Genomic DNA, 24,655 nt, shown 5'->3' with positions numbered 1-24,655 from the left:
ATCGACTCGTGCCCCAACCTATTTGCGCAGCAGACCTGCCATTTGCGAAAAAAATGCTATGTCAGGCGCCAATATAAGCTCGTTTAACCTCATCGTTATCAAACAGCTCTTTTTTGGTCCCCTCCATCACCATCTGTCCGTTCTCCATCACATAGCCCCTTGTTGAGATGGACAAAGCGGCATGCGCGTTCTGTTCAGCGAGCAGCACCGTCGTTCCGTGCCTATGAATTTCCTGAATGACTTTAAACATCTGGTCTACGATCAGCGGTGCTAGTCCGAGAGAAGGTTCATCAAGCATCAAAATCTTCGGCTTCGCCATGAGAGCCCTGCCGATTGCAAGCATCTGCTGCTGTCCGCCGCTGAGTGATCCTGCAGCATCTTTCCGCTTTTCAAAAAGAATCGGAAACAGAGCATAAATGTCTTCCATCTGTTTTTGGACAGCCTTTTTATCTCTGCGCCGGGTATAGCTTCCCATTTTCAAGTTTTCATAAACAGTCATTTCAGAAAACAGCTTTCTGCCTTCGGCGCACTGGACAATACCTGCTCTGACCAATTTATATGGCGCCATATTTTGAACCTTCCTGTCTTCAAAAAGAATGTCGCCGGAAGAAACCTTATTCAGGCCTGACAGCGTATGAAAAAGCGTGCTTTTCCCTGCCCCATTTGCCCCGAGAATGGTGACAAGCTCTCCCTGCCCGATTTCCATGGATACGTTTTTCAATGCCTGAAACCGGCCGTAAAAAACATCAATATGTTGCAGCTTCAGCATAGGCATGTCCTCCAAGATAAGCTTCAATCACGTTTGGATCTGCCTGAATATCAGACGGCAGTCCTTCTGCAATTTTTTTGCCGTGATTGAGAACCATCACTTTATCAGCCAGACTCATGACCATCTTCATCTTATGTTCAATAAAACAGACTGTATATCCGCTGCGCTTCAATTTGAGAATCAGCTCGGACAGTCCGTCTGTTTCATCTGGATTAACCCCTGCTGCAGGTTCGTCAAGAAGGATGATCTGCGGTTCAGTTGCAAGAGCAAGCGCAATGGCCACCCGTTTTTGGGCTTCCTGTGAGATAACAGAAGCCAGTTCACCTTCTAAATGCTCAACCCCGCAAAAGGCAAGAGCTTCCATCGCTTTGTCATAGCAAAGCTGCTGCTCAGACCGTTCCCTTTTCGTTTTAAATATCCCGTCAAATAAGTTAGATTTCGTTCTGAGGCGATGGCCGATCAGCACATTGTCTATCACAGTTGCATCCGAAAAAAGACTTGTCGTCTGAAACGTCCTGCCAATTCCGAGCTTTGCCATTCTGGCAGGCTTTGCTGCTGTCACATCTGTCCCGTTGAATAGAATGGTCCCTGAAGTCGGGCGGTGAAAACCGCTGATCAGATTCAGAAATGTGGATTTTCCGGCTCCATTCGGCCCTATGATTGCGGTGATTTTCCCTTTTTCAATCCCAAGATCAACTTCATTTACAGCCGTCAATCCCCCGAAGGATTTTGTCAGCTGCCTGATTTCTATCAGCATCATCCAGCCTCCTTTATTTTTCTCTTTGCATCAGCAGGTCTGCGCTGCGAGAAATACATTTTCAGAGAGTGATAGCTTCCGACAAGCCCTTTCGGATAAAAAAGCATGATCAAAACGACAATCGGACCGAATATCAGCATTCTGTATTCTTCAAGAAACTGAAGGGACTGTGTGACAGTGACAATCAAAAATGTTCCAAGAACGGGTCCTGTCATTGTTCCGATTCCTCCGACAAGAAGATACATCAGCATTTCAAACGTGACAGTTATCGCTGAGATATCGGGTCCTAGAAAACGGATAAAACCCGCATACAGCACGCCTGAGAGACCTGCAAAAAAAGCGGAAAGGACAAAGGCAAGCAGCTGATTTTTCATAATATTGATCCCGATTGTCTTTGAAAGATCCTCACTCCCCCTGATGGCATAGAGCGTTCTGCCGAAAAGCGAGTCTCTGATTCTTTTAACAGCCATGATTGTCCCAAGCAAAAAGAACAAGATAAAATAGTACTGCGATTCAATCGTGTCAAATGTCAGTGGTCCGAGAGGCGATGGCACAGGGATACCGATCAGGCCCCTGACTCCACCTGTGACCTCATCCCACTTGTCGATGACCAGGTAAATAATGAACCCCACACACATGGTGTATATGGCGAAAAAATGGTGTCTTGTCCTTAGCGCGATCAGACCGATCACAAAACTCAGGGTTACTGTAACGGCAAGCGCCGCTGCAAATGCAAGCCAGAAATTCACCTGATAAGTGGATGTCAGAATGCCGAGTGTGTAGGCTCCTGCCGCAAAAAAACCGGCATGGGCTAAAGACAGCTGACCTGTAAACCCCGAAATAATGTTAAGTCCGTAGACAGCAATGGACCAGATCATGACAAGGATGAGGATTTGCTTATGATAATGATTTTGAGACAACAATGGAAACAGCACCGCAATCAGCAATATAACCGGCAGCAGTATTTTTTGAATCTTCACGTGCGTGCCCCCTTTGAAAAAAGACCGGTGGGCTTAATGGTTAAAATGGCCACGAGGAGAAGAAATGCAAAGATGTCTTTATAATCGTTTGAAAGATAAGTAGCCCCCATACTTTCAGTCAGTCCAAGAAGAAATCCGCCCGCTATTGCCCCGGGAATACTGCCCATCCCTCCGATAATGATGATGACGAAGGCTTTCATAATGACCAGGCTCCCCATCGTCGGAAAGACGAGATTGATAGGGGAAGCTAAAGTAGCTGCTGCAGAAGCAAGAGCCGCTGCAATGGCAAAGGTCAGCATGGCCACCATGTTGGCGTTGATGCCGACTAAAAAGGCGCCATCCCTGTTTTGCGACATCGCGACAATGGAAGCCCCAATCATCGTCTTTGTCAGGAAAAAATGCAGAGCAAGCATCAGGAGGACGGATGAACCCACTACCAGTATCCGCTGCTGTGTGATGGTGAGCCCGAATATTTCCACTACACCTGAAAAAGGCGTCGGCATCTGTTTGTAATCTGTTCCCCAAATCAGCTGCGCCAGCGCTTCAAAAAACAGCATCAGGCCGATTGCAGCAACCATGACCCTCATCGGATTGACATTTCCAAGATATTTAAACACAACTTGCTCGCAGAGAATGCCGAGACCAGCAACAATGAGGATCGACAAAATGAGTGCTGTCCAGTAGTTCATGCCATACTGAGTCATAAACAAGAGACTGACATAAGCGCCGATCATATAGAACGAACCGTGGGCAAAATTCGGAATATGCAGAATGCCGAACACAAGCGTCAGCCCTAAAGCCACAAGACTGTAAACGCTTCCAATTGTAATACCGTTAAATAATTGCTGAAGAAATAATTCCATAGCGGCCCCCTTACTCATGCTTATTTTCTTCAATTGCAGTCCATCTGGAAAATATTCATGGCAGGTATAGATCCGGGTATAAGAGAGGAGTTTTTGCAAAACAGCTGCTGGATAAGGATGGATATAGTAATAGATAAGAGGCAGGGGGACTAAAGCCCCCCGCATAAAAATCAAGGCACGAGAATCAGTTTTCCTTTCGTCTGTCTGCCCTGAAGCATTTCATGAACTTCGCCTGCCTGTTCCAGCGGATAAACGCCGCCGATCGTAAGCTTCAGTTCTCCTTTTTGAAGATAGCCCAGCAGGTCAGACAAACTTTGAAGATAGATTTCTTTCTTTCTCATAATCTGAGGAAGAAAGAATCCAATGACAGACAGGTTTTGAGCCATCAGCGATGACGGATAAAGCCTTGATTGCTCCCCGCTCGCCACACCGTAAATGACCAGGCGGCCAAATGGAGCCATACAGGAGAGGGTTTTCCTGAAAACATCTCCACCAGCCATCTCAAGAGCAACATCTACACCTTTGCCGTCCGTCAGCTGAAGCACTTCCTTCTCCCAGCCTTCAAGCGTATAGTCAACAGCTTCATCTGCACCCATTTCAAGGGCAAGCCTTCTTTTTTCAGCCGTACTGGCTGTTGCTATGACTTTGCCTGCTCCAAATAATTTGGCAAGCTGGACGGCAATGGTCCCGACTCCGCCTGCAGCCGCATGAACAAGGACCGTTTCGCCCTTTTCAACACGCCCCATTGTTTTTAAGATATGATAAGCGCTCAGTCCCTGCAGAGGCAGAGAGACAGCCTGCTTAAGGTCTACTTTTCCAGGAACGGGAATCAGTCCGCGTTCTTCTGCAACGGTATATTCTGCATAGCCTGTAGCCCTGCTTGATCCAAGAAGAGTAACGACTTTGTCTCCCTTTTTAAAACGGGTAACCCCGTTTCCCGTCTCAGCGACCGTTCCTGCCACCTCTGCTCCGGGAACAAATGGAAGCGGCGTATCAATCACATACTGCCCTTCCCTTCTTGCCGTATCTGCATAATTGACGCCAATTGCTTCAATTTTAATCAGCACTTCGTTTTCAGCAGGCTTAGGGACATCTAGTTCAACTACTTTCAATACTTCCGGTCCGCCGTATTCTTTTAATTGAATCGCTCTCATCATCATCTTCACTTCCCCTGAAAGACTGGCTTGCGTTTTTCTTTAAATGCGTGTATGCCTTCCTGATGATCTTCTGTTGAGATCATCAGTGTCTGTGCAATCCGTTCCTGCTCCAGAATTTCTTCAAGTGTGCTCACCGCTGAGGCATTGATGATTTTTTTCATCATGCCATACGCTTTTACAGGTCCCTGGGAGAGCTTATGAGCATAGGAGACAGCTTCATCCTTAAGCTGCTCAAGCGGGACTACTTTGTTTACAATGCCATATTCTTCAGCCTGAACAGCAGTAATCGGTTCAGCATTGAAGAACAATTGCTTCGCCTTATAAGGTCCAATGATCCTCGGCAGAAAATAAAGGCCGCCCCCGTCTGAAATCAGCCCAACCTGTGAAAAGCTCATCACAAATTTGCTGTCTTCCGCAGCGAGAATCTGATCGCACGCCAATGCCAGATTGAAGGCTGCACCTGCGGCAAATCCATGTACGGCGGCAATGACAGGTTTATCAAGTTCTTTAAAAGCCTTGATGCATTCATTCAGGCGGCCAATATGATCATAAACCTGCTGCCCGTCAGCCTCTCCCATCGTTTTGACGTCCCCGCCTGCACTGAACGACCGTCCTGATCCTGACAGGACAACGGCTCTGATGCTGTCATCTGTTTTTGCCGCGGCAAGTTCATTCGTCAGTGATAAGATCATCTCTGCGCTGAAAGCATTCAGTCTTTCTGGACGGTTCAGTGTTAAAAACAGTACATTTCCGCTTTTTTCTACTAATAGATCGCTCATTTTTATTCCTCCCTGGTTTATGTAATCAGCCAGCCGCCGTCTGCAAGCAAATCGGAACCGGTCATATATGATGCCTCGTGAGAAGCAGCAAATGCGATAATATTCGCAATTTCTTCAGGCTTGCCGACACGCTTCAGTGCGGTATTCCGCTTAATCGCTTCTGTGAATCTTGCGTTTTGCAGACCCTGCTCTGTCAGAGGTGTTTCAACAAAACCCGGTGATACCGAGTTGACTCTGATCCCATTTCGCGCGAACTCATGCGCAAGCGCCCTCGTAAAATGAATGACGGCTGCTTTAGCTGCACTGTAATGAGGAATTTCAGCGCCCGCTTTATGTCCTGAAAGAGAAGCCACGTTGACAATTGCCCTGTTCTCATTACCCGCACCGCTGCACTCAGCCATATAGCCGCCAAGCACTTTTGAAACAAGAAAAACACTTTTCAGATTGACATTCTGTACAAAATCCCATTGTTCGGCTGTTGTATCCATAATTCGCGAGTGTACAGATCCACCCGCGTTGTTGACGAGAATATGCAAATCTCCGAATTCTTCTTTTACAAAGGAGAGAAGCGAGAGAACATCCTCTTCCTTCGTAACATCAGCCGCAAAAGGAAACGCAGCTTGCTCAGAATGATTCAGCTGCTCTGCCGCGGCCTTCAGTTTTTCCTCGCTTCTTCCTGCAAGAATGACTTTTGCGCCTTCTGATGCAAGCTTTCTTGCCGTCTCAAGCCCGATACCGCTCCCTCCGCCTGTCACAACAGCGATTTGGTTATGAAATCTCATTTTTTTCACTCTCCTTTCACGACGACTTGACCTTCAGATGGCGGTAATCGATCAATTCATCTCCATATAGGACCGGCACACATGAAAATCTGTCTCTAGTGGAAATAAAGGTGATTTCCTCCTGAAAGCCGTATTTTTTCAGCATTTTTCCAACTTTGGATTCGGCAAGAACGACGGCCGGTTCTTCTTTGCAGCCTTCATAAAACAGCTTCGCTGTCCGGGCGGCATCACTCAGTTCATAGCACCCCGCTTCAGCCAGATGCTGAATCAGGCAGCCTGCCCCGTAAAAATCCTCCAAACTGAAATGCCCGGATGAACCGGAGCAGACAAGGATGATTGTATCCTCGCGGTGGTCTTGAGCAAGGGCATCTGCCACTGCTTTGGCATTCAAGAGCGAGCAGGCGAAAATCCTTCTGGCAGGGCTGCTTTTATGGACGGCAACCGTTCCGTTTGTCGTAGATAAAATGATTTTTTTCCCTTTGGCTGAGGCCTTCAAAGCGGAGGGGTTAGGATCCAGAAACCCATCAATCGTCCTTCCCTCATATTCACCGACAAGCATGCAGTCATCCTTGTTCATTTCCGCTGCACGGCTTCGGGCCTGTTCACCGTCCAGCACAGGGATGACGGAACGGGCACCATGCTCAAGGACAGTGGCAATGGTTGAAGTAGCAAGCAGCACATCAAAGACTACCGCTATTTTGCCTTTCATTTTGGCACCATCTATTTCTTCTTTTCTGGTCACAACATGTATTTTCCCCATAGTCAGCCCTTCTGTGCCAGCCGCAGTGCATGCTGGATCAGGATTTCAGTATATGGCCCAAAGCGGGCAAAGCGCTGGTCATGTGTCTGCCCCTTTTTAAAGCGGTAATAAATCTGCTGGCAGATAACGGCAAGCTTAAAGGTGGCAAACGTAGTGTAGTAATGGATGTTTGAGACATCCCTGCCGCTTTTCATGGCATAGCTTTCTATAAATTGCTTTCTGGTATAGAAGATGCCGCTCGCAGTAACAGAAGGCCTGCCCATTCCTTTTTTCAAAGGCTCCGGATCATCCTCCTCCATCCAGTAGCTCATGGCGGCCCCAAGGTCTGCGAGAGGATCCCCGATCGTGGTCATCTCCCAGTCAAAAAGGCCGGTCATTTCTTTCAGATCACTTGAGAACAGCGAATTATTTAATTTGAAATCATAATGAATAACGGTCGGGTCAGGTGAAACAGGCAGGTTTTTCTCAAGCCACTCTGTCAGCAGACTGACTTCCGGTATATCATCTGTTTTTGCCCTGTGATAGCGGCCGATCCAGCCGTGTACCTGACGCTCCATAAACCCTTCAGGCCTGCTCAGTTTTTCAAGCGCCGTACCCTTATAAGGAACATCATGAAGGCGGACAAGCGTATCGACCATGAGTTCAGACAGCGAGCTGCCAAGTTCCCCGGTTGCTTCCATCCCTTCTGGAAGCTCAGTGTCAACCAATACTCCGTGCCGTCTTTCCATAATGAAAAAAGGGCTGCCTGCAATCGAGTCATCACTGTTGAAAACATAGGGTTTTGGCGCCAGAGGAAACAATGGGTGCAAGTCTTTTAAAATGACAAACTCCCGTTCCATATCATGCGCTTTAGGAGCCACTGGTCCAAGCGGCGGCCTTCTGAGCACCCCTTCCCAGCTCCCGATCTTAAGGGCATACGTTAAATTTGAAGCACCTGTCCCGAACTGTTTGATTTGAAGGGGACCTTCCGGCAGCTCATCTATTTCCGTTCTTAAGTATGTCTCAAGAACCCCTGCATTCAGTTCTTCTCCTGTTCTTACCGGAATAAGCTGAGACATCACGCCACCTCTTTTTGAAAATTCAGATATTTATTTTTAAAGCATGGTTCTTTAACTGTTCTATTAGATTGTCCGGCATCTCTTCTGTTTCCTGGGTTTTAAAGTTAAAGGTCACAATGACCGCTTCCCCTTCTGCAATCAGCCTTCCGGATTCCTGTTCTGTAATTTCATGATGAACGGTAAAGCTTTTTTTTCCGATTTTCATAACGGACGTTTTTATGATCAGATGTTCATTGAAGTAAGCCTGACCGCGAAAATCGCATGTTGCTCTGGCAAGGATAAACGGCCAGTCGCCTGATGACATGCAATATCCCAATGCTTCAAAAAACTGGACCCTCGCATCTTCGAGGTAAATGAAGTAGCTTGTATTGTTCACATGCCCAAGCGCATCTGTTTCACAAAACCTGACTCTCATCCGTGCTTCATGCATGGAGCATCTCCTTACTTGTGGCTGAAAGCAGGCTTTCTTTTTTCAATAAATGCCTGTACGCCCTCTTTGATATCTTCTGTCTGAAAAACCTCTTCAAACAGTCCCGCTTCAAGATCCAGGCCTTCTTCAAGCGTGCTGCTCATGCCCTCATCTACCGCTTTTTTAATTTTGGACAAGGCGGGAAGAGAGTGGCGCGTCATGCGGCCCGCAAGTTCAAGGGCTTTTTGAAGTCCTTCTCCCTTTGGTACCACATACGAGACGAGACCGATTCTTTTCGCTTCAGCTGCATCAATCGGATCTCCCGTGAACATCAGCTCTTTTGCTTTAGCTGCACCAACCGTTCTAGGAAGTCTTTGAGTGCCGCCTCCTCCGGGAAATAACCCGAGCTTAATTTCCGGAAGTCCGACCTGGGCATGCTCCTCAGCTATTCTGAGATCGCATGTTAAAGCGAGTTCACACCCTCCGCCGAAGGTCATTCCGTTTAAAACCGCAATCACCGGTTTAGGGAACTGTTCAATTTCATTTAAAAATGCATGCCCTTCAAGGAAATTGGCTTTGATGCCTTTTTTTCCGATGAGGTTCGGAAATTCCTTAATATCAGCTCCAGCCATAAACGCCCTGTCACCCGCTCCTCTCAGAATGACCGCAAGTGTCTCATTGTCTTCTCTGAGACTTGCAAAGGCTTCTTTCAGCTCTCTTGTGACCTGCTGGTTCATGACATTTAAAGGTGGATTGCTGATTGTGACAACGGCAGCTGCTCCATGTTTTTCGTATGATACAACGCTCATTTTTTCACCTCTTCTTTTTGATAGGTGTACCATCCCTTGCCCGTTTTCCGTCCAAGATCACCTTGACGCACCTTCTGCTCAATGCAGGCAAACGGCTTATCAGCAGGGTCTCCAGACTCCGCATACCTCTGCTGCATGACATAGTAGCCGACATCAATTCCGGACAGATCCATTAATTCAAACGGGCCGATCGGGTGATTCAGTGCTTTTCGGCAGATGGTGTCGATATCCTGAAAACTTGCATACCCTTCTTCATACAGGTAAACGGCTTCTCTTTGCAGGGCACCTAAAATCCGGTTGGCGATAAAGCCTGAAATCTCTTTATTCAGAAGGACGGCTGTGCGGTTGATCGTTTTACAGACATCCATCGTCAGATCAGCCGTTTCTTTTGACGTGTCCTCACTCATGACAACTTCCACACAGTCCATGACAAGCGGCGGAAAAAAGAAATGCATGTTGACAACTTTGTCTGCACGATTCGTTGCGGATGCGATCAATGAATTGACAATGGTTGAGCTGTTGGATGCAAAAATGGCATGAGGCTTTGCCATCTGATCAAGCTTTGCAAACAATTCTCTTTTAACATCCAGCTTTTCAACGACTGCTTCAATGATAAAATCAGCGTGGGCAGCAGCCTGTTCGAGTGACGTTGTAAAGGTGAGCCTTCCAAAGGCCGCTTCTTTTTGCTCCTCCGTCAGCTTCGATTTTGTTACCCATTTGTCCATCAAGTTGCGGAGAGATGCTTCCGCTTTTTCTAAAGCGCTTTCCTGAACGTCCTGAATCACCGTTTCATAACCGCCAAGGGAGCACAGCATGGCAATCTGATGGCCCATCTGACCCGCCCCAATAACTGAAATCTGCTGAATATCTTCCTTTTTCATCATCATCTCTCCTTTTAACTACTGACCAGTCGGTATAATGGGGTCGTGGAGAGCTCCGGGACGAACCCGGAACCCCCTTTACCCTGTCAGTCCTTCAAGCACCATCTTCAGAAAAATATCCGATACTTCAGCATCAGACACCCTTCCGTTTGGATCAAACCAGAAGTAGCTCCAGTTTGTCATGCCGAGAATCCCGAAGGTGACAATATCCATCGGCAAGTCAGAGCGGAATTCCCCTTCTCCGATTCCTGCTTCAAGCAGCTGCTGAATGTTCAGTCTGAACTGGTCGCGTTTTTTAATGACCTCAGCCATATCCTCTTCCGTTAAATTTCTCATTTCTCTGAAAAACACTTTTGCGCTTAAGCCTTCTTTTTCAATATCGTGAATCAGCATATAAACAATTTCATGCAGCTTTTGCTTATATGGCTTTGAACTGTCATGGATGATTTCCTCCTGTTTTCTCAGAAGCTCATCGATGTATTTTAAATGGATGGCCATAAGCAGCTCAGTTTTGCTTTTGTAATAGTAATAGAATGTGCCTTTAGTGACACTGAGTGCATCGACGATGTCCTGAATGGACGTTTCCTTAAAGCCTTTTTCTCCAAACAGCTGAATGCTTTCCTGGATGATTTTTTCCTTCATATTGGCTAATCCTCTCTAGCTTAGATTAAAAAAAGTATACCATAAGCACTTTAAGAGATTCATAGTTTCCTGTTATCTTTGAAGGGTTTCTTCCCGCAATGCCCTGCGGAGGATTTTTCCCACGCTTGTTTTTGGAAGTTCGTTTCTGAATTCAATTATCGCCGGCACTTTGTAGGCCGCAAGATTGGACCTGCAAAAAGCAATTATCTCTTCTTCTGACGCCTGCTTCCCTGCTTTTAAGACAACAAATGCTTTGACCGTCTCTCCCCTGTATGGATCAGGCACCCCGATAACGACTGCCTCCTGCACCGCTTCATGTTCATAGAGAACTTCTTCTATGTCTCTCGGGTACACATTGTAGCCGCTTGCGATAATCAGGTCTTTTTTCCGGTCAACGATGTAAAGGTATCCCTCTTCATCAACCTTTGCGATATCGCCTGTAAACAGCCAGCCGTCCCGAAGCGTATTGGCCGTCTCCTCCGGCATGTTCCAGTAGCCCTTCATCACCTGGGGGCCTTTAAGGATGACTTCTCCAAGTTCCCCGGCAGGAACTTCTTCTTTGCCTGTTGCCACATCAACAATTTTATAAGCCGTGCCCGGCACTCCGATTCCGACGCTCCCAGGCTTCCGCTTGGCAAAAGGCGGGTTGCAGTGAGTTGTCGGAGCAGCCTCTGATAATCCGTAGCCCTCAAGAATTTTAGCACCCGTTTTTCGCTCGAATTCATTCAGCAGCTCAACAGGCATCGGTGCACTGCCGCTGTTGCAGATGCGGATGCTGCTGATCCCGTACTCCTCAGCTTTAGGATGGTTGGTAATGGCCACATACATTGTCGGTACACCCGGAAAAATGGTCGGCTGTTCACGTTTGATGGTCTGCATCACTTCCTCAAGATCAAAGCGCGGAAGCAGAATCATAGAATTTCCTCTCAGGACGGTCAAATTCATGCATGAGGTCATTCCGAAGACGTGAAAGAGCGGGATTACTGTCAGGCAGCGTTCTGAGCCGGTCTGAACTTCATGCTTGAAAAATTCGAAAGACTGATAAATATTGGCGATCAAATTTCTGTGTGTAAGCATCGCCCCTTTTGGGCGCCCGGTCGTTCCTCCTGTATACTGAAGCACTGCGATATCGTGCTCAGGTTCAATTTGCACGGGAAGAACCTCTCCTGTTGAAAAAGAAAGAAACTGCGAAAACGTAAAATCTCCCTCTTCAGGTGTCATTTCCTCCTGCAGACTGACGGTAATAATCTGCTTTAAAGCCGTGCCTGCGCGGACCGCCTTTATTCGCGGATAAAGCGCATCATACACGACAATCGTTTCCGCGCCGGAATCATTCAGAATATAATCAAGCTCCCGTTCAACGAGCATCGGATTCACCTGGGTGATAATGGCTCCTGCTTTTAGGGCTCCGTAATAGGCTGCCGGATACTGCGGACAGTTTGGCAGCATAATAGCCACCCTGTCCCCTTTTTGAACGCCTTTTTTCTGAAGCGCCGATGCAAAGGCAATGGTCATCCCGTACAGCTGACTGTAGGAGATGGATTTTCCGTAAAATGAAATCGCCTCTTTATCGCCGTAATTCTCAACGGTTTCTTCAAGCATCTGCGGAATGGAAATATAGGGAATGCCGATCTCGTGACTGACAGTATCCGGATAATTAGCTAGCCATTGATCCAATTGAATTCCTCCTTATGCTAAAAAAGATATACTTTTTCAAAAGGTAATCGTTCCTCCATCTGCCAATAGAGCAGCAGCTGTGACGTATGAGGAATCATCGCTTGCCAAAAACAGCACAGCCTTAGCGATTTCTTCAGGCTGGCCGATTCTGCCGAGCGCATTGGATGTTGTATAAATTCCCCATCTTCGTTCATCATTCCGCCATTCATCCACAATGGCTGTATCAATCACACCCGGAGCAATGGCATTGACCCGGATCCCGTCTTTCCCATAATCAAGCGCGGCATTTTTAGTGAGAGCGATGACTCCGGCTTTCGAGGCGTTATAAGGAGCCATTCGCTTTTTTCCTTTAATGCCAAGCACGCTCGATGTATTTATAATCGATCCGCCTCCGCTCTGTTTCATATGCGGAACAGCATATTTCATGCCGAGGAAAACACCCTTCAAGTTAATATCAACGACTCTGTCCCATTCCATTTCTTCCATATCATGAAGCTTTACACTCTGATTTGAAACACCGGCGTTGTTAAACAGGATGTGAAGACCCCCGTATTCGGCAACAGCCTGATCCATCAGTCTTTCTACATCTTCAGCCTTTGCTGCATCTGTATGGACAAAAAGACAGGAGAAGCCTTTTTCTCTCACACCTGCAGCTGTTTTTTCCCCGGCCTCCTGATCGGCATCTCCAATCACGACATTTGCTCCATGTTCAGCAAAGAGGAACGCCGTTGCTTTGCCGATTCCTCCCGCACCCCCGGTTATGACAGCTGTTTTCCCCTCAAGCCTCATCACTCAGACTCTCTTTCAATGATGGCGGCGATTCCCTGGCCTCCTCCGATGCAGGCCGTAATCAATGCAAAGCGGCCGCCTGACCGCTGCAGTTCATAGACGGCTTTCGTCATAAGAATCGCGCCTGTCGCACCTAATGGATGTCCATGGGCAATAGCCCCGCCGTTTACATTCAATTTGCTGTGGTCAAACTGCAGTTCACGGTCACATGCCAGAACTTGAGCGGCGAACGCCTCGTTCAATTCAATCAAATCCATGTCGCTGAGTGAAAGGCCTGATTTCTCAAGTGCAAGCTTTACAGCAGGGACAGGACCTATCCCCATAATGTTCGGGTCTACTCCTGCGACTGCATACTGTCTGACTGTGCACAGCGGTTTTAGTCCAAGCTCAGCTGCTTTTTCGCGGGACATGACCACAACAGCAGATGCCGCGTCATTTAAGCCTGAACTGCTTCCTGCTGTAACGGTTCCGCCTTCTTTAAACGCAGGCCCGAGCGCTCTTAAGCCTTCAATCGTCGTATTCGGACGCGGATGCTCGTCTTTTTCAAATAGAAGCGGCTCCCCTTTTCGCTGAGGGACCGGGACGGGCACAATCTGTTCGTCAAATCTGCCTTCTTCGACAGCTGCAGCCATCCGCTGCTGGCTTCTAAGTGCATATTCATCCTGTTCTTCCCTGCTTATTTCGTATTTGTCCGCCAGATTTTCAGCCGTTATGCCCATTGGCGGATTGCCGATTTCCTTCGGTGAAAGAACGGCTGACTTAAATCTCGGTGGCGCCGGACTATATGCTTTTTTCGGCTTTTCCATTAAATATGGCGCAAGGGACATGCTTTCTGTTCCACCGGCAATGTAGACATCTCCGTCACCGGCTTTGATGGCCTGGGCAGCAAGACAGACTGCATTGATGCCTGAGCCGCACTGCCGGTCTACTGTCAGTCCCGGAATGCTGATGGAAAGGCCGGTTGTCAAGGCAGTGAGTCTTGCAATATTGCCTCCGCCTGACAGGACGTTTCCAAAAATAACGTCATCAACCATATCTGCCGTAACGCCTGCACGGTTCATGGCTTCTTTTATCACGATCGCCCCGAACTCATTCGGTTCCATGGCGGAGAGCGCACCGCCCTGCCGTCCGATGGGTGTTCTGACTGCCGCTACAATGACAGGATCTCTGTTCATTCTTCTTCCTCCTTACATGGCATGTGTTCCGCCATCAACGACGAGAACATCACCAGTCATAAAGTCTGATGCTTTAGCTGCAAGGAACAATGCAGCTCCTTTTAAATCCTGGTCCGTCCCAAATCTCTTTAGCGGCGTCATGTTAAGGAAATGGTCTTTTCCATTTTCGATAATGACCTGGGACATTTTTGTCGGGAAGAATCCCGGGGCAATGGCGTTGACATTGATGTTGTACTGCCCCCATTTCACAGCTAAATCCTTTGTAAAGGTAATAACCGCTCCTTTACTGGTGTTATAGGCAATGGTGTCCATGTAGCGCGGGTCTGTCCCGCCAAGGCCTGCAACGGATGCAATGTTGATGATTTTTCCGCTCTTTTGCCGGATCATGTGCCTTCCTGCTTCCTGTGACATCAGGAAGGTGCCCGTTACATTCACATTCATGACTTTGTTCCACGCATCAAGGGGCATGTCCTGAACGGATGCTCCCCAAGAAGCACCGCTGTTATTGACGAGAATATCAATTTTTCCGAATGTGTCCACAGCTGTCTGAACCACTTTTTTTACATCTTCCTGATTTGTCACATCACATCCAAGTGCGATTGCCTCGACGCCGTATTCACTGCTCAGCTTTTGGGCTGTATCCTCACATGCAGAGGCCTTTCTGGAGCAGAGCACAAGCGATGCGCCTGCCTGGGCAAAGCCTTCTGCCATCTGGGCACCAAGACCCCTGCCGCCGCCTGTTATGATGGCGACCTTGTCTTTCAGATCAAACAGTTCCTTGACGTGCATGATACCCCTCCTTATACAGTCTGCAGATTCACATCGTATTTTTTCAGTTCAAGTCTTGCCAGCTGTGCACGGTGAACCTCATCCGGACCGTCGGCGATTCTGAGCGTTCTTGCACCTGCCCACTGAGCCGCAAGCGGTGTATCTTCGCTTACCCCAGCTGCTCCGAATGCCTGGATGGCGCGGTCAATGACTTTCAATGCCATGTTTGGAGCAATCACTTTAATCATGGCAATTTCCGTTTTCGCCTGTTTGTTTCCAACTGTATCCATCATATAGGCGGCTTTCAGCGTCAGCAGCCTTGCCTGCTCAATCTCAATGCGGGAATCAGCGATCCATTCTCTGACAACACCCTGGCTTGAAATCGGTTTGCCGAAGGCTTCTCTCATTTGTACACGCTTACATAATTCTTCAAGAGCACGCTCTGCAGCTCCTATTAAGCGCATGCAGTGATGGATGCGGCCCGGGCCAAGACGTCCCTGTGCAATCTCAAATCCTCTTCCTTCGCCAAGAAGCATATTCTCTGCCGGAACGCGGACATTCTCAAATGTAATTTCAGCGTGGCCGTGCGGAGCGTGATCATAGCCGAACACGGGAAGAACTCTTTCTATGGTAACTCCCGGAGTATCAAGCGGTACTAGAATCATTGACTGCTGTTCATACTTTGGGGCATGAAAGTCCGATTTCCCCATAAAAATTGCAATCTTGCAGCGCGGATCGCCTGCACCAGATGACCACCATTTTCTCCCGTTGATGACATACTCATCTCCGTCACGAACAATGCTTGCCTCAATATTTGTCGCATCGGCTGAAGCCACATCCGGTTCTGTCATGGAGAAGCAAGAGCGGATCTCACCAGCCAGAAGCGGTTTCAGCCATTTTTCTTTTTGTTCATCCGATCCATACCTCACAAGCACTTCCATGTTTCCAGTGTCAGGTGCAGCGCAGTTGAACACTTCAGGAGCGAGCAGCGAACGGCCCATAATCTCACATAGCGGGGCGTACTCAAGATTCGTCAGCCCGGCACCATACTCGCTTTCAGGCAGGAACAAGTTCCACAGTCCCCGTTCCTTTGCTTTGGCTTTCAACTCCTCCATAATTGGAGGAATAGCAGCCCATCTCGTTTCCTGTTCATTTAATTGCTCTTCATATTTCTTTTCATTCGGATAGACGAATTCTTCCATAAAAGAGATTACCTGCTTCTGCAGCTCAACTACCTTTTCTGAATACGAGAAATTCAACTCTCATCACCCTTTCATCCACCTTACTAACCGGTTGGTATGTAGTTCTGTTTCTATCATAATATGATTCTGCCAAAAAAGACAACTATTATTCTAAAAATTCTGTTAAATATTCACTGTCCCTCGTATATCTGCCCGCTAAAAACTCCTTTCCAATCCTTGAAGAAAGTGATATAATTCACTTGTTTTATGTGTAAATGAACGTGATGAAAATAGATTACGCACTAAAGAAGGTGGGAATACAAATTGTCGCAATATGAAACACCGTTATTTACAGGGCTTAAAGAACACGCAAAAAAAGATCCTGTACAATTCCATATTCCTGGACATAAAAAAGGAGCAGGCATTGACCCTGAATTCAGATCTTTTATCGGGGAATCTGCTTTATCTATAGATTTGATCAACATCGGCCCACTGGATGATCTCCACTCTCCTAAAGGCATGATAAAAAAAGCCCAGGAACTCGCAGCAGAAGCATTTGGAGCTGATTATACATTCTTCTCTGTGCAGGGCACGAGCGGAGCCATCATGACCATGGTAATGGCCGTCTGCGGACCTGGAGATAAAATTCTTGTCCCGCGCAATGTTCATAAATCTGTTATGTCCGCCGTTGTTTTCTCAGGTGCAACACCGATCTTTATCCACCCTGAAATCGACAAAGACCTCGGCATTTCACACGGCATAACAACTGAATCTGTCGAACATGCGCTTGAGCAGCACCCTGATGCAAAAGGGCTGCTCGTCATCAACCCTACGTACTTTGGCGTTTCAGCTGATTTGAAAAAAATCGTAGACATTTCTCATTCTTATAACGTGCCGGTCCTTGTCGATGAAGCACACGGCGTGCACATTCATTTTCATGATGACCTGCCGCTTTCAGCGATGCAGGCCGGCGCTGATATGGCTGCTACAAGTGTTCATAAGCTCGGCGGCTCAATGACCCAAAGCTCGATCCTCAATGTACGGGAAGGACTTGTTTCGGTTCAGAGAGTCCAGACAATCCTGAGCATGCTGACAACAACGTCCACTTCCTATCTGCTTCTTGCATCACTTGACGTTGCAAGGAAGAGGCTGGCCACAGAAGGACGCGCTCTTGCTGAAAGAGCGATACAGCTTGCCAATGAGACAAGAAACAGAATCAACGCGATTGATAAAATTGAATGCATCGGAGAAGAAATCATCGGCACAAAGGCTGCTTATGACTACGATCCGACGAAATTAATTATTTCCATTAAAGAACTCGGACTGAACGGCTACGATGTAGAAAATTGGCTGCGCGAAAACTATAACATCGAAGTGGAAATGTCCGATTTATACAACATTCTCTGCATCATCACACCTGGTGACACAGAAAGAGAAACCGGAATCCTCGTTGAAGCGCTGCAGGCGCTGTCCGCGCAGTTTGCACACGCATCAGCTGATAAAGCAAAGCCGGAGGTCATGCTGCCGGATATTCCAGTATTAGCTTTAACGCCGCGTGACGCTTTCTACGCTGACACAGAAATTGTTCCGTTTTCAGAATCTGCAGGCCGGATCATTGCAGAGTTTATCATGGTGTATCCTCCGGGGATTCCAATTTTCATTCCAGGAGAAATCATTTCAGAAGAGAATCTTTCATATGTGCGCAAAAATCTTGAAGTCGGTCTTCCCGTCCAGGGGCCGGAAGATCCGGAACTCCATTACCTGCGCGTAATCAAAGAGCATAGGGCAATTAAATAAAAGAAGTATGGCGCAGGCTAAAACCCCCGGGATTCAGTTCCCGGGGGTTTGTTTTGTTTTTAAATGAGTAGTTCTGCAATTGTGCTGAAGATAACAGCGGGTGTGTGATGCTGGGCAAGCTTATATTTTGTTCATTCTGATTTATAGGGTACCATTTTTCCTTTTTGATACCCTATAATTTGCTCCGTCTGATTTATGGGGTACTATTCTCGCTTTTTGCTTACCTATTATTTGTGCCTTCTGATTTATGGGGTACCATTCTCGCTTTTTGCTTCCCTATAACTTGCTTCGCCTGTTATATAGGGTAACATTCTGGCTTTTTACTTCCCTATAATTTGCTCCGTCTGATTTATAGGGTACCATTTCCGCTTTTTGCATACCTATAATATGCTTCGCCTGATTCATGGGGTACCATTTTGACGCTTCTCTTCTCTTTCTTTTGTTTCGGCTGCTTTACAGGTTTCCATTCACCTTGTCTTTTAAACAGCAAAAAAAGCATGCAGGCCCCCCTGCATGCTTTTTAATCCTCTATTTAAACCCCTTGAATAACTGTCATTTCTCTCTCTAGTACTTGGCAATCGCAGCTTGTGCATTTACCATACAAAACACTGACCTTTTCATCCTCAAAATGATCGATCGTTCCGTTGCAGGTTTGACAGACGATTGTTCCCATTTCCATACCCCTTTTTGAATGGATTAGCACTATTTGAAAGCGCTTAATACTTTGTAAGTTTATAATAATATAACACATTTAATCCGTCAAGCCTAAATTGTATAACACATTTAATCTTTTTATCTCTAAAAGTATTCATTTTTTGAAAAGGCATAAAAAAACTGGCGAACGGATCTGTTCGCCAGTTTTTAGTTCACTATTCATATTGAGTGGTTAATTGGGCGGAAGGGATGACGTCACGGAAGAAATCTGACAGTTCTGCTGCCTGCTGCAGTGTTTCAATCCGAAAGGTGCGCATGAGGAATTCGAGGTCTTCGATATCTGATGAGTCAAGGAGAACTGATTTTCCGGTCTGAAGGCAGATGACGAGAGGTTTGCCAAAAAACATGCCTGAATACACGATGGCCATATCGTACCTTAAATCACTGGAAGCAAAACCAACATACCTGACATTCGCCTGTTCGGTATCATCATAAAACTTTTCCAATGTGTTCATGATGGCCTCCTTATTTTTATCAGATTATTCAGATTAATTATACTGCATAATTCAAGAGAGCACAATCATTTCCCCTTGAACTTGCAAGCAGGCGGATAATATGTAATATTTTAAATAATCGGACAGTTATAAAATTGTGCTTAGGAGTTGACGCAATGGCCTCACACGCTTTTATTCATTTAGTTGATGGTTCTGCTCAGCAGACAATATCCCTTGATCAGGTTGAGGAGCTCTTTCTTTATTACAAAGAGATAACAGGCAAAACGGGCGAACAGCTGCAGTTTGACTATGACCAGTCCGCTTTTCCATACGAGTGTACTCAAAAGGAAGGGTATCTCTCCCTAACTTCTGAGGAGCGCGGCTATGCGAAAATGTATATTGGCGCAGGTCCCGTAAATGAAGAGGCCTTTTCATTTCTGCAAATTACCCTGCCGGCAGATTCGAAATACGGCGACAGAAATAAAGCAAATGAATTTTCGAAGTTTCTGGCAAAAAAACTAAAAGGGGAACTGACCTTATTCAATGGAAGGAAGATGTACTATTATAAACGATGAAAAAAGCGATCATCAAAGATCGCTTTTTTTGTTCTAAAGAGGAGTTTCAATTGCATCAGGGTCAGCAATTTCATACCCTTTTTTCTTAAGTCCTGTCACAATGGCGCTTAATGCTTCGCTTGTCCACTTGCGGTCATGCATCAGCAAGTTTGCACCATTAGTCAAGTATGGAGTATTGATCATGATTTCTGTCAGTGCTTCTTTTGTCTGGTAATCACTTTCCCAGTCGTAGCCGTACGTCCAGTTCATCAGCACCATCTTTTCCTCTTCCGCAATTTTTCTGCTTTCATCTGTGTTGCTTCCAAACGGAGCTCTGAAAAAACGGGGACGTTCACCCGTTATTTGCTCAACAAGATCATTCAGACCGGCAATTTCGCTTTTCTGTTCTGAAGGGGTCAGGTCCTTAAGATTGGCATGGGTCATTGTATGATTTCCAATAGGGAAACCAAGCTGATTAATCTCTTTTAGTCTTGCTTTTTCCTCTTCCGTATCCAGAAAATGACCATTTACAAAGAAGATTGCCTTTACTCCCATCTTTTTCAATGTCTGTGCCATCCCCACACTGTACTGATCTGGAGCATCGTCGATAGTCAGAAGCACCGCTTTCGGGCTGACGTCAGGACTCAAAGGCTTAATTGACCAATTTGCCGGATCAAGTTTATATTTTGGTGTTCTATCCAATATGGCTGGCTGTTCTGCCTTTTTATCTGATTCCAAATCCGCTGCAGGCTTTGGTTTTTCCTTCCCTGCTTCATGTACCGTTTTCTTTTCCGCAGGAGGATTTTCTTCTTTATTGCCGCCGGTCCCTGATGCAGTGCATCCTGCAAGCAAAAAAGCTGCTGCCGTCATACAAAGTGCTTTTCTCACGTTCTTTCCTCCCCGGTATATTCTTTTTAGAATAATATGCCGCCGATTGCTTCACTATATAGGAAGAGGAATTAATTAACAACACTTCTTATTTCCTATTTTGAAGGAGGTCTGAATATGAAAAGACTGACACCTGTTTTTGTCCTTTCTCTCATCGTTTCTGTTCTTTTTATTGTATGGGGAGCCATTCCAAAGAGCATAATCGGAAGTGCCAATCTGGCAAACGTAACGACACTTATCCACGGATTTATTATTGAAAAATTCGGCTGGTTTTATATGCTGACCGCTTCCTTTTTTCTCATTTTTGCCATCGGATTAATATTTACAAAATACGGAAATATCAAGCTTGGAAATGATGATGATGAACCGAAGTATTCTTACCTCAGCTGGTTTGCGATGCTTTTCAGTGCCGGCATGGGAATCGGGCTTGTGTTCTGGGGAGTATCTGAGCCGATGAATCATTACAGCGCACCTCCTTCCGGTGAAGGGTTTACGGATGAATCTGCCCGTGCTGCAATGCGCTACTCCTTTTTCCATTGGGGGCTTCATCCATGGGCCATTTACTCGGTCATCGCTTTATCACTTGCATATTTTACGTTCAGGAAAAATCAAAACGGAGTCATCAGCAATATTCTCAGACCGCTTATTGGAGACCATGCAGATGGAAAGGCTGGCGTACTTGTAGACTTCCTTGCAGTGTTTGCCACCATTTTTGGAGTCGCAACGTCACTTGGACTCGGCGCCATTCAAATTGGTGCAGGTGTCTCCTACTTGTTTGATGGAATCAGCAATTCGTTTTCAACCCAGCTGATTATTATTGTGATTGTAACCTTTCTTTTCATGCTGTCTGCTCAAACAGGGCTTGATAAAGGAATTAAAATTCTCAGTAATGTAAATATTATTTTGGCTATTGCCCTCATGCTCTTTCTGCTTTTTGCAGGGCCGACAAATTTCATCATGGATTTGTTCACGACAACCATTGGCGGATATTTGCAGAATTTAACCTACATGAGCTTCCGCCTTACGCCATTTAACGAGGAAAGCACATGGGTTCAGGATTGGACAATCTTTTACTGGGCATGGTGGATTTCGTGGGCTCCGTTCGTGGGGACATTTATCGCGCGGATTTCCAGAGGAAGAACGATCAGAGAATTCCTGATTGGTGTTCTTGCTGTTCCAACCATTTTCGGGGCATTGTGGTTCTCAGTATTCGGAGGTTCTGCTTTATACCTGCAGCACTTTATGAAAAAGCCCATAATGGATATTGTCAATGACAAGGGAATGGAAGTCGCCCTGTTTGCTGTCCTTGAACAATTCCCGTTTGGCATGTTTATGTCTCTGCTTGCTATTCTTTTGATCAGCACATTCTTTATTACTTCAGCCGATTCAGCCACTTTTGTGCTTGGCATGCAGACAACAGACGGAGACTTAAATCCATCTGGCAAAATCAAATTTGTATGGGGCATCATCCAATCTGCTGCAGCTGCCGTTCTATTATGGATTGGCGGTCTTGAAGCTCTTCAGAGGGCATCGATTATTGCTGCACTTCCGTTTGCTGTCATCATGATTTTGATGGTCATTTCATTGATGAAATCATTGAGACGCGAAAAATTCCCTGTCATGAATCGGACTGAGACTAAAAAAGACACTTGATAATAAAGTGTCTTTATCTTTGTTCTTTCTTACCCTCTCATATCGTTTTTCAGTTTTCGAGGGTACGCATTCTCCTCTTTCTTACCCTCCGATATCGTTTTTCAGTTTTCGAGGGTACGCATTTTCCTCTTTCTTACCCTTTCATATCGTTTTTCAGTTTTCGAGGGTACGCATTTTCTTCTTTCTTACCCTCCGATATCGTTTTTCAGTTTTCGTGGTACGCATTCTCCTCTTTCTTACCCTCCGATATCGTTTTTCAGTTTTGAAGGGTATGCATTCTTCCGTCTCCCTCCCACCAATCCACCATGTTTTAAAGTTAATTGTTAATTTTAGCGACAAACTGTCTTTCTATTTTTCATTTTTGTGACAAATAGGTAACATTCAGGGGAATATTCGGAAAACATGATAAAATAGCATTAATTTAAATTAACGGAAACTGTAAAATAGGTACGAAGTAGGACTTAGTTCGGACCGTTACGACCATTTCATTAAAAGGGGTGGACAATATGGCAAAGTCGGTCATTGTCGCCTTCATCATGCCAGTTTTTCTTCTTTCATCTTGCAGTCTGAATATATCCTCTGAATCGCTGCGTCCAGAAGACGATGATAAAAAACTGCTGTTTTTTTCAGATGAACAAGATGAACACCGGGAATCTGTTTATTTTGATGCTCTGATTGATCTGAAACAGGATTTCCCCGACGAAGTGGAAGACTTGGAATTTGTTGAAACGAGCAGTGATGAGGACTATCCGGTAGATATTGATACATTTCCTTCGCTTGTGGTTGTAGACGATAATCGCGTCCTCTTCCAGATTGAAGGCCACGTAGGAACAAAGGAAGAAATTATTAATCCTGTTGTTAAAGCACTTTCAGGCAGCAGCGGAGATCGATAGACGGCTTTCACACCGTCTTTTTTTTATGCATAAAAACCCCCTGATGCATGCCATCAGGGGGTTTGGTAGTTATTTAATAATGTGGATTGGGCTTCCGATTGCAACTTCAGCAGCTTCCATTGTGATTTCTCCCAATGTTGGATGCGCATGAATCGTCATTGCGATATCTTCAGCAGTCATGCCAGCTTCAATTGCAAGGCTAAGTTCTGAAATCATATCAGAAGCAGCCGCACCTGCAATCTGCGCTCCGATGACAAGTCCGTCTTCTTTGCGTGTAACAAGTTTCAAGAAGCCGTCTGTTTCGTTAAGAGAAAGAGCACGTCCGTTAGCAGCAAATGGGAACTTCGCTGCAACAACTTCGATTCCTTCTTCTTTAGCCTGTGTTTCAGTGTATCCAACTGTAGCCAGTTCAGGCTCAGAGAATACAACTGCAGGAATTCCGAGGTAGTCGATTTCAGCATGCTCGCCGGCAATTGCTTCAGCAGCAATTTTACCTTCGTATGAAGCTTTATGAGCAAGCGGAGGACCTTCAACGATGTCACCGATTGCGTAGATGTTAGAAACGCTTGTACGGCACTGCTTATCAATTTTGATCACGCCGCGGTCTGACATTTCAACGCCTACTTGCTCAAGTCCAAGCTCATCTGTGTTCGCACGGCGGCCAACAGTTACAAGAAGGTAATCTGCTTCAACTGTCTGCTCTTCGCCTTTAACTTCAAAGGTTACTTTTACGCCGTTTTCTGTTTCTTCAACAGATTTTGCTTTTGCTTTTGTATGAATTTCAACGTTGCCTTTTTTCTTAAGGTTACGCTTAACAAGAGAGCTCATTTGCTTTTCAAAGCCCATAAGGATTTCATCCATTGCCTCAATGAAGACAACTTCAGAACCAAAGTTGGCATAAGCTGTGCCAAGCTCAGTGCCTATGTAGCCTGCACCGATGACAACAATTTTCTTTGGAATTTCGTTCAAGCTTAGAGCACCAGTTGAATCAAGCACTCTTTTAGAGTATTTGAATCCTGGAATTTCAATTGGACGGGATCCAGTAGCAATGATTGCGTTTTTGAATTTGTACGTTTGAGATGAGTTGTCATCCATAACTTTAATAGATTCGCTGTCAACAAAGTAAGCTTCTCCGCGGACAATCTCAACTTTGTTTCCTTTAAGAAGACCTTCAACTCCGCCGACAAGTTTCTTTACAACGCCAGCTTTGAATTCCTGCACTTTTGTAAAGTCAACTGTTACGTTTTCGGCTTTAATTCCCATGTCTTCAGAATGCTTGGCATTCTCAAAGCGGTGACCTGCAGCAATTAAAGCTTTTGAAGGAATACATCCTACGTTAAGGCAAACGCCGCCAAGGTTTGCTTTTTCTACGATTGTTACTTTTTGTCCGAGCTGTGCAGCGCGGATGGCAGCTACATAGCCGCCAGGTCCCGCACCAATGACAAGAGTATCTGTTTCAATAGGGAAATCTCCTACTACCATTGAA

The 24,655-nt window shown here is 46.0% G+C and carries 26 protein-coding genes; 4 read left to right on the top strand and 22 right to left on the bottom strand.

Annotation, left to right across the window (positions count from 1 at the left end):
* Positions 1 to 61: 61 nt before the first annotated feature.
* The 18 genes from ACTSEZ_RS04100 to ACTSEZ_RS04015 all read right to left on the bottom strand — a co-directional run bounded on the left by ACTSEZ_RS04100 (position 62) and on the right by ACTSEZ_RS04015 (position 16,314).
* Positions 62 to 769: an ABC transporter ATP-binding protein gene (locus ACTSEZ_RS04100; RefSeq protein WP_369732918.1), complete on the bottom strand. Its 708-nt coding sequence runs from the start codon at positions 767 to 769 to the stop codon at positions 62 to 64.
* Positions 747 to 1,526, bottom strand: coding sequence for an ABC transporter ATP-binding protein (locus tag ACTSEZ_RS04095; RefSeq protein WP_369732917.1), 780 nt, complete (start codon positions 1,524 to 1,526; stop codon positions 747 to 749). The genes ACTSEZ_RS04100 and ACTSEZ_RS04095 overlap by 23 nt, the downstream gene beginning before the upstream one ends.
* Complete coding sequence (locus tag ACTSEZ_RS04090) at positions 1,526 to 2,506, bottom strand: branched-chain amino acid ABC transporter permease (RefSeq protein ID WP_369732916.1); 981 nt, start codon at positions 2,504 to 2,506, stop codon at positions 1,526 to 1,528. Before ACTSEZ_RS04090 ends, ACTSEZ_RS04095 begins: the two co-directional genes overlap by 1 nt.
* Positions 2,503 to 3,369 carry a branched-chain amino acid ABC transporter permease gene (locus ACTSEZ_RS04085; protein WP_369732915.1) on the bottom strand — a complete coding sequence of 289 codons (867 nt, stop codon included), beginning with the start codon at positions 3,367 to 3,369 and terminating at the stop codon, positions 2,503 to 2,505. The genes ACTSEZ_RS04090 and ACTSEZ_RS04085 overlap by 4 nt, the downstream gene beginning before the upstream one ends.
* Positions 3,370 to 3,539: 170 nt before the next feature.
* Positions 3,540 to 4,523, bottom strand: coding sequence for a quinone oxidoreductase family protein (locus ACTSEZ_RS04080; RefSeq protein ID WP_369733084.1), 984 nt, complete (start codon positions 4,521 to 4,523; stop codon positions 3,540 to 3,542).
* A gap of 8 nt (positions 4,524 to 4,531) precedes the next feature.
* Positions 4,532 to 5,311 carry an enoyl-CoA hydratase/isomerase family protein gene (locus tag ACTSEZ_RS04075; protein ID WP_369733083.1) on the bottom strand — a complete coding sequence of 260 codons (780 nt, stop codon included), beginning with the start codon at positions 5,309 to 5,311 and terminating at the stop codon, positions 4,532 to 4,534.
* Between the two features lie 11 nt (positions 5,312 to 5,322).
* A complete protein-coding gene (locus ACTSEZ_RS04070) occupies positions 5,323 to 6,087 on the bottom strand; it encodes an SDR family NAD(P)-dependent oxidoreductase (protein ID WP_369732914.1) in 765 nt (254 codons plus the stop codon).
* 16 nt (positions 6,088 to 6,103) lie between these two features.
* Positions 6,104 to 6,847 (bottom strand): 2-phosphosulfolactate phosphatase, encoded by a 744-nt coding sequence (locus ACTSEZ_RS04065; protein WP_369732913.1) that lies wholly within the window; start codon positions 6,845 to 6,847, stop codon positions 6,104 to 6,106.
* 2 nt (positions 6,848 to 6,849) lie between these two features.
* Complete coding sequence (locus tag ACTSEZ_RS04060; protein ID WP_369732912.1) at positions 6,850 to 7,905, bottom strand: phosphotransferase family protein; 1,056 nt, start codon at positions 7,903 to 7,905, stop codon at positions 6,850 to 6,852.
* 22 nt (positions 7,906 to 7,927) lie between these two features.
* Positions 7,928 to 8,335: an acyl-CoA thioesterase gene (locus tag ACTSEZ_RS04055; protein WP_369732911.1), complete on the bottom strand. Its 408-nt coding sequence runs from the start codon at positions 8,333 to 8,335 to the stop codon at positions 7,928 to 7,930.
* A gap of 11 nt (positions 8,336 to 8,346) precedes the next feature.
* On the bottom strand, positions 8,347 to 9,123 hold the full coding sequence (locus tag ACTSEZ_RS04050; protein ID WP_369732910.1) for an enoyl-CoA hydratase: 777 nt from the start codon (positions 9,121 to 9,123) through the stop codon (positions 8,347 to 8,349).
* Complete coding sequence (locus tag ACTSEZ_RS04045; RefSeq protein ID WP_369732909.1) at positions 9,120 to 10,004, bottom strand: 3-hydroxyacyl-CoA dehydrogenase family protein; 885 nt, start codon at positions 10,002 to 10,004, stop codon at positions 9,120 to 9,122. The genes ACTSEZ_RS04050 and ACTSEZ_RS04045 overlap by 4 nt, the downstream gene beginning before the upstream one ends.
* Before the next feature lie 78 nt (positions 10,005 to 10,082).
* Positions 10,083 to 10,646: a TetR/AcrR family transcriptional regulator gene (locus ACTSEZ_RS04040; protein ID WP_369732908.1), complete on the bottom strand. Its 564-nt coding sequence runs from the start codon at positions 10,644 to 10,646 to the stop codon at positions 10,083 to 10,085.
* A 72-nt stretch (positions 10,647 to 10,718) separates the two neighbouring features.
* Positions 10,719 to 12,329 (bottom strand): long-chain-fatty-acid--CoA ligase, encoded by a 1,611-nt coding sequence (locus tag ACTSEZ_RS04035; RefSeq protein WP_369733082.1) that lies wholly within the window; start codon positions 12,327 to 12,329, stop codon positions 10,719 to 10,721.
* A 30-nt stretch (positions 12,330 to 12,359) separates the two neighbouring features.
* Positions 12,360 to 13,112 (bottom strand): SDR family NAD(P)-dependent oxidoreductase, encoded by a 753-nt coding sequence (locus tag ACTSEZ_RS04030; protein WP_369733081.1) that lies wholly within the window; start codon positions 13,110 to 13,112, stop codon positions 12,360 to 12,362.
* Positions 13,112 to 14,287 carry a thiolase family protein gene (locus ACTSEZ_RS04025; RefSeq protein WP_369732907.1) on the bottom strand — a complete coding sequence of 392 codons (1,176 nt, stop codon included), beginning with the start codon at positions 14,285 to 14,287 and terminating at the stop codon, positions 13,112 to 13,114. Before ACTSEZ_RS04025 ends, ACTSEZ_RS04030 begins: the two co-directional genes overlap by 1 nt.
* Before the next feature lie 12 nt (positions 14,288 to 14,299).
* Positions 14,300 to 15,076, bottom strand: coding sequence for an SDR family oxidoreductase (locus ACTSEZ_RS04020; RefSeq protein WP_369732906.1), 777 nt, complete (start codon positions 15,074 to 15,076; stop codon positions 14,300 to 14,302).
* 11 nt (positions 15,077 to 15,087) lie between these two features.
* Positions 15,088 to 16,314: an acyl-CoA dehydrogenase gene (locus ACTSEZ_RS04015; RefSeq protein WP_369732905.1), complete on the bottom strand. Its 1,227-nt coding sequence runs from the start codon at positions 16,312 to 16,314 to the stop codon at positions 15,088 to 15,090.
* A 246-nt stretch (positions 16,315 to 16,560) separates the two neighbouring features.
* On the opposite strand from ACTSEZ_RS04015, the gene ACTSEZ_RS04010 reads away from it, so the two are divergent.
* On the top strand, positions 16,561 to 18,033 hold the full coding sequence (locus ACTSEZ_RS04010; protein ID WP_369732904.1) for an aminotransferase class I/II-fold pyridoxal phosphate-dependent enzyme: 1,473 nt from the start codon (positions 16,561 to 16,563) through the stop codon (positions 18,031 to 18,033).
* A gap of 532 nt (positions 18,034 to 18,565) precedes the next feature.
* On the opposite strand, the gene ACTSEZ_RS04005 is transcribed toward ACTSEZ_RS04010, so the two are convergent.
* Positions 18,566 to 18,706, bottom strand: coding sequence for a GapA-binding peptide SR1P (locus ACTSEZ_RS04005; protein WP_081414065.1), 141 nt, complete (start codon positions 18,704 to 18,706; stop codon positions 18,566 to 18,568).
* Between the two features lie 196 nt (positions 18,707 to 18,902).
* Complete coding sequence (locus ACTSEZ_RS04000; protein WP_369732903.1) at positions 18,903 to 19,202, bottom strand: DUF3055 domain-containing protein; 300 nt, start codon at positions 19,200 to 19,202, stop codon at positions 18,903 to 18,905.
* Between the two features lie 155 nt (positions 19,203 to 19,357).
* Between ACTSEZ_RS04000 and ACTSEZ_RS03995 the strand changes: the two genes are divergently transcribed.
* Positions 19,358 to 19,756, top strand: coding sequence for a DUF1885 family protein (locus ACTSEZ_RS03995; protein WP_369732902.1), 399 nt, complete (start codon positions 19,358 to 19,360; stop codon positions 19,754 to 19,756).
* Between the two features lie 33 nt (positions 19,757 to 19,789).
* Here the strand turns inward: ACTSEZ_RS03995 and ACTSEZ_RS03990 are convergent, their stop codons facing one another.
* The gene (locus tag ACTSEZ_RS03990) at positions 19,790 to 20,623 is read right to left on the bottom strand and encodes a polysaccharide deacetylase family protein (protein WP_369732901.1); all 834 of its coding nucleotides are present in this window, start codon (positions 20,621 to 20,623) and stop codon (positions 19,790 to 19,792) included.
* 117 nt (positions 20,624 to 20,740) lie between these two features.
* Here ACTSEZ_RS03990 and ACTSEZ_RS03985 point away from each other — a divergent pair, with 117 nt between their 5' ends.
* Positions 20,741 to 22,276, top strand: a complete 1,536-nt coding sequence (locus ACTSEZ_RS03985) for a glycine betaine uptake BCCT transporter (protein WP_369732900.1) — start codon at positions 20,741 to 20,743, stop codon at positions 22,274 to 22,276.
* Between the two features lie 506 nt (positions 22,277 to 22,782).
* Positions 22,783 to 23,169 (top strand): hypothetical protein, encoded by a 387-nt coding sequence (locus ACTSEZ_RS03980; RefSeq protein ID WP_369732899.1) that lies wholly within the window; start codon positions 22,783 to 22,785, stop codon positions 23,167 to 23,169.
* A 69-nt stretch (positions 23,170 to 23,238) separates the two neighbouring features.
* On the opposite strand, the gene lpdA is transcribed toward ACTSEZ_RS03980, so the two are convergent.
* On the bottom strand, positions 23,239 to 24,651 hold the full coding sequence (gene lpdA / locus ACTSEZ_RS03975; protein WP_369732898.1) for a dihydrolipoyl dehydrogenase: 1,413 nt from the start codon (positions 24,649 to 24,651) through the stop codon (positions 23,239 to 23,241).
* Positions 24,652 to 24,655 lie beyond the last annotated feature (4 nt).

It is taken from the genome of Metabacillus mesotrionivorans (assembly GCF_052171315.1).
GTDB lineage: Bacteria > Bacillota > Bacilli > Bacillales > Bacillaceae > Bacillus_P.
This window is presented reverse-complemented; position numbering and strand designations above follow the sequence as displayed.

Excerpts from the sequence above, each read along its gene's own strand:
- ACTSEZ_RS04050 (WP_369732910.1), bottom strand. The coding sequence starts at position 9,123 with ATGAGCGTTGTATCATACGAAAAACATGGAGCAGCTGCCGTTGTCACA.
- lpdA (WP_369732898.1), bottom strand. The coding sequence starts at position 24,651 with ATGGTAGTAGGAGATTTCCCTATTGAAACAGATACTCTTGTCATTGGT.
- ACTSEZ_RS04020 (WP_369732906.1), bottom strand. The coding sequence starts at position 15,076 with ATGCACGTCAAGGAACTGTTTGATCTGAAAGACAAGGTCGCCATCATA.
- ACTSEZ_RS04030 (WP_369733081.1), bottom strand. The coding sequence starts at position 13,112 with ATGAGGCTTGAGGGGAAAACAGCTGTCATAACCGGGGGTGCGGGAGGA.
- ACTSEZ_RS04045 (WP_369732909.1), bottom strand. The coding sequence starts at position 10,004 with ATGAAAAAGGAAGATATTCAGCAGATTTCAGTTATTGGGGCGGGTCAG.
- ACTSEZ_RS04060 (WP_369732912.1), bottom strand. The coding sequence starts at position 7,905 with ATGTCTCAGCTTATTCCGGTAAGAACAGGAGAAGAACTGAATGCAGGG.
- ACTSEZ_RS04040 (WP_369732908.1), bottom strand. The coding sequence starts at position 10,646 with ATGAAGGAAAAAATCATCCAGGAAAGCATTCAGCTGTTTGGAGAAAAA.
- ACTSEZ_RS04005 (WP_081414065.1), bottom strand. The coding sequence starts at position 18,706 with ATGGGAACAATCGTCTGTCAAACCTGCAACGGAACGATCGATCATTTT.
- ACTSEZ_RS04065 (WP_369732913.1), bottom strand. The coding sequence starts at position 6,847 with ATGGGGAAAATACATGTTGTGACCAGAAAAGAAGAAATAGATGGTGCC.
- ACTSEZ_RS04000 (WP_369732903.1), bottom strand. The coding sequence starts at position 19,202 with ATGAACACATTGGAAAAGTTTTATGATGATACCGAACAGGCGAATGTC.
- ACTSEZ_RS04055 (WP_369732911.1), bottom strand. The coding sequence starts at position 8,335 with ATGCATGAAGCACGGATGAGAGTCAGGTTTTGTGAAACAGATGCGCTT.
- ACTSEZ_RS03985 (WP_369732900.1), top strand. The coding sequence starts at position 20,741 with ATGAAAAGACTGACACCTGTTTTTGTCCTTTCTCTCATCGTTTCTGTT.
- ACTSEZ_RS04100 (WP_369732918.1), bottom strand. The coding sequence starts at position 769 with ATGCTGAAGCTGCAACATATTGATGTTTTTTACGGCCGGTTTCAGGCA.
- ACTSEZ_RS04025 (WP_369732907.1), bottom strand. The coding sequence starts at position 14,287 with ATGAACAGAGATCCTGTCATTGTAGCGGCAGTCAGAACACCCATCGGA.
- ACTSEZ_RS03995 (WP_369732902.1), top strand. The coding sequence starts at position 19,358 with ATGGCCTCACACGCTTTTATTCATTTAGTTGATGGTTCTGCTCAGCAG.
- ACTSEZ_RS04095 (WP_369732917.1), bottom strand. The coding sequence starts at position 1,526 with ATGCTGATAGAAATCAGGCAGCTGACAAAATCCTTCGGGGGATTGACG.
- ACTSEZ_RS03980 (WP_369732899.1), top strand. The coding sequence starts at position 22,783 with ATGGCAAAGTCGGTCATTGTCGCCTTCATCATGCCAGTTTTTCTTCTT.
- ACTSEZ_RS04085 (WP_369732915.1), bottom strand. The coding sequence starts at position 3,369 with ATGGAATTATTTCTTCAGCAATTATTTAACGGTATTACAATTGGAAGC.
- ACTSEZ_RS04070 (WP_369732914.1), bottom strand. The coding sequence starts at position 6,087 with ATGAGATTTCATAACCAAATCGCTGTTGTGACAGGCGGAGGGAGCGGT.
- ACTSEZ_RS04080 (WP_369733084.1), bottom strand. The coding sequence starts at position 4,523 with ATGAGAGCGATTCAATTAAAAGAATACGGCGGACCGGAAGTATTGAAA.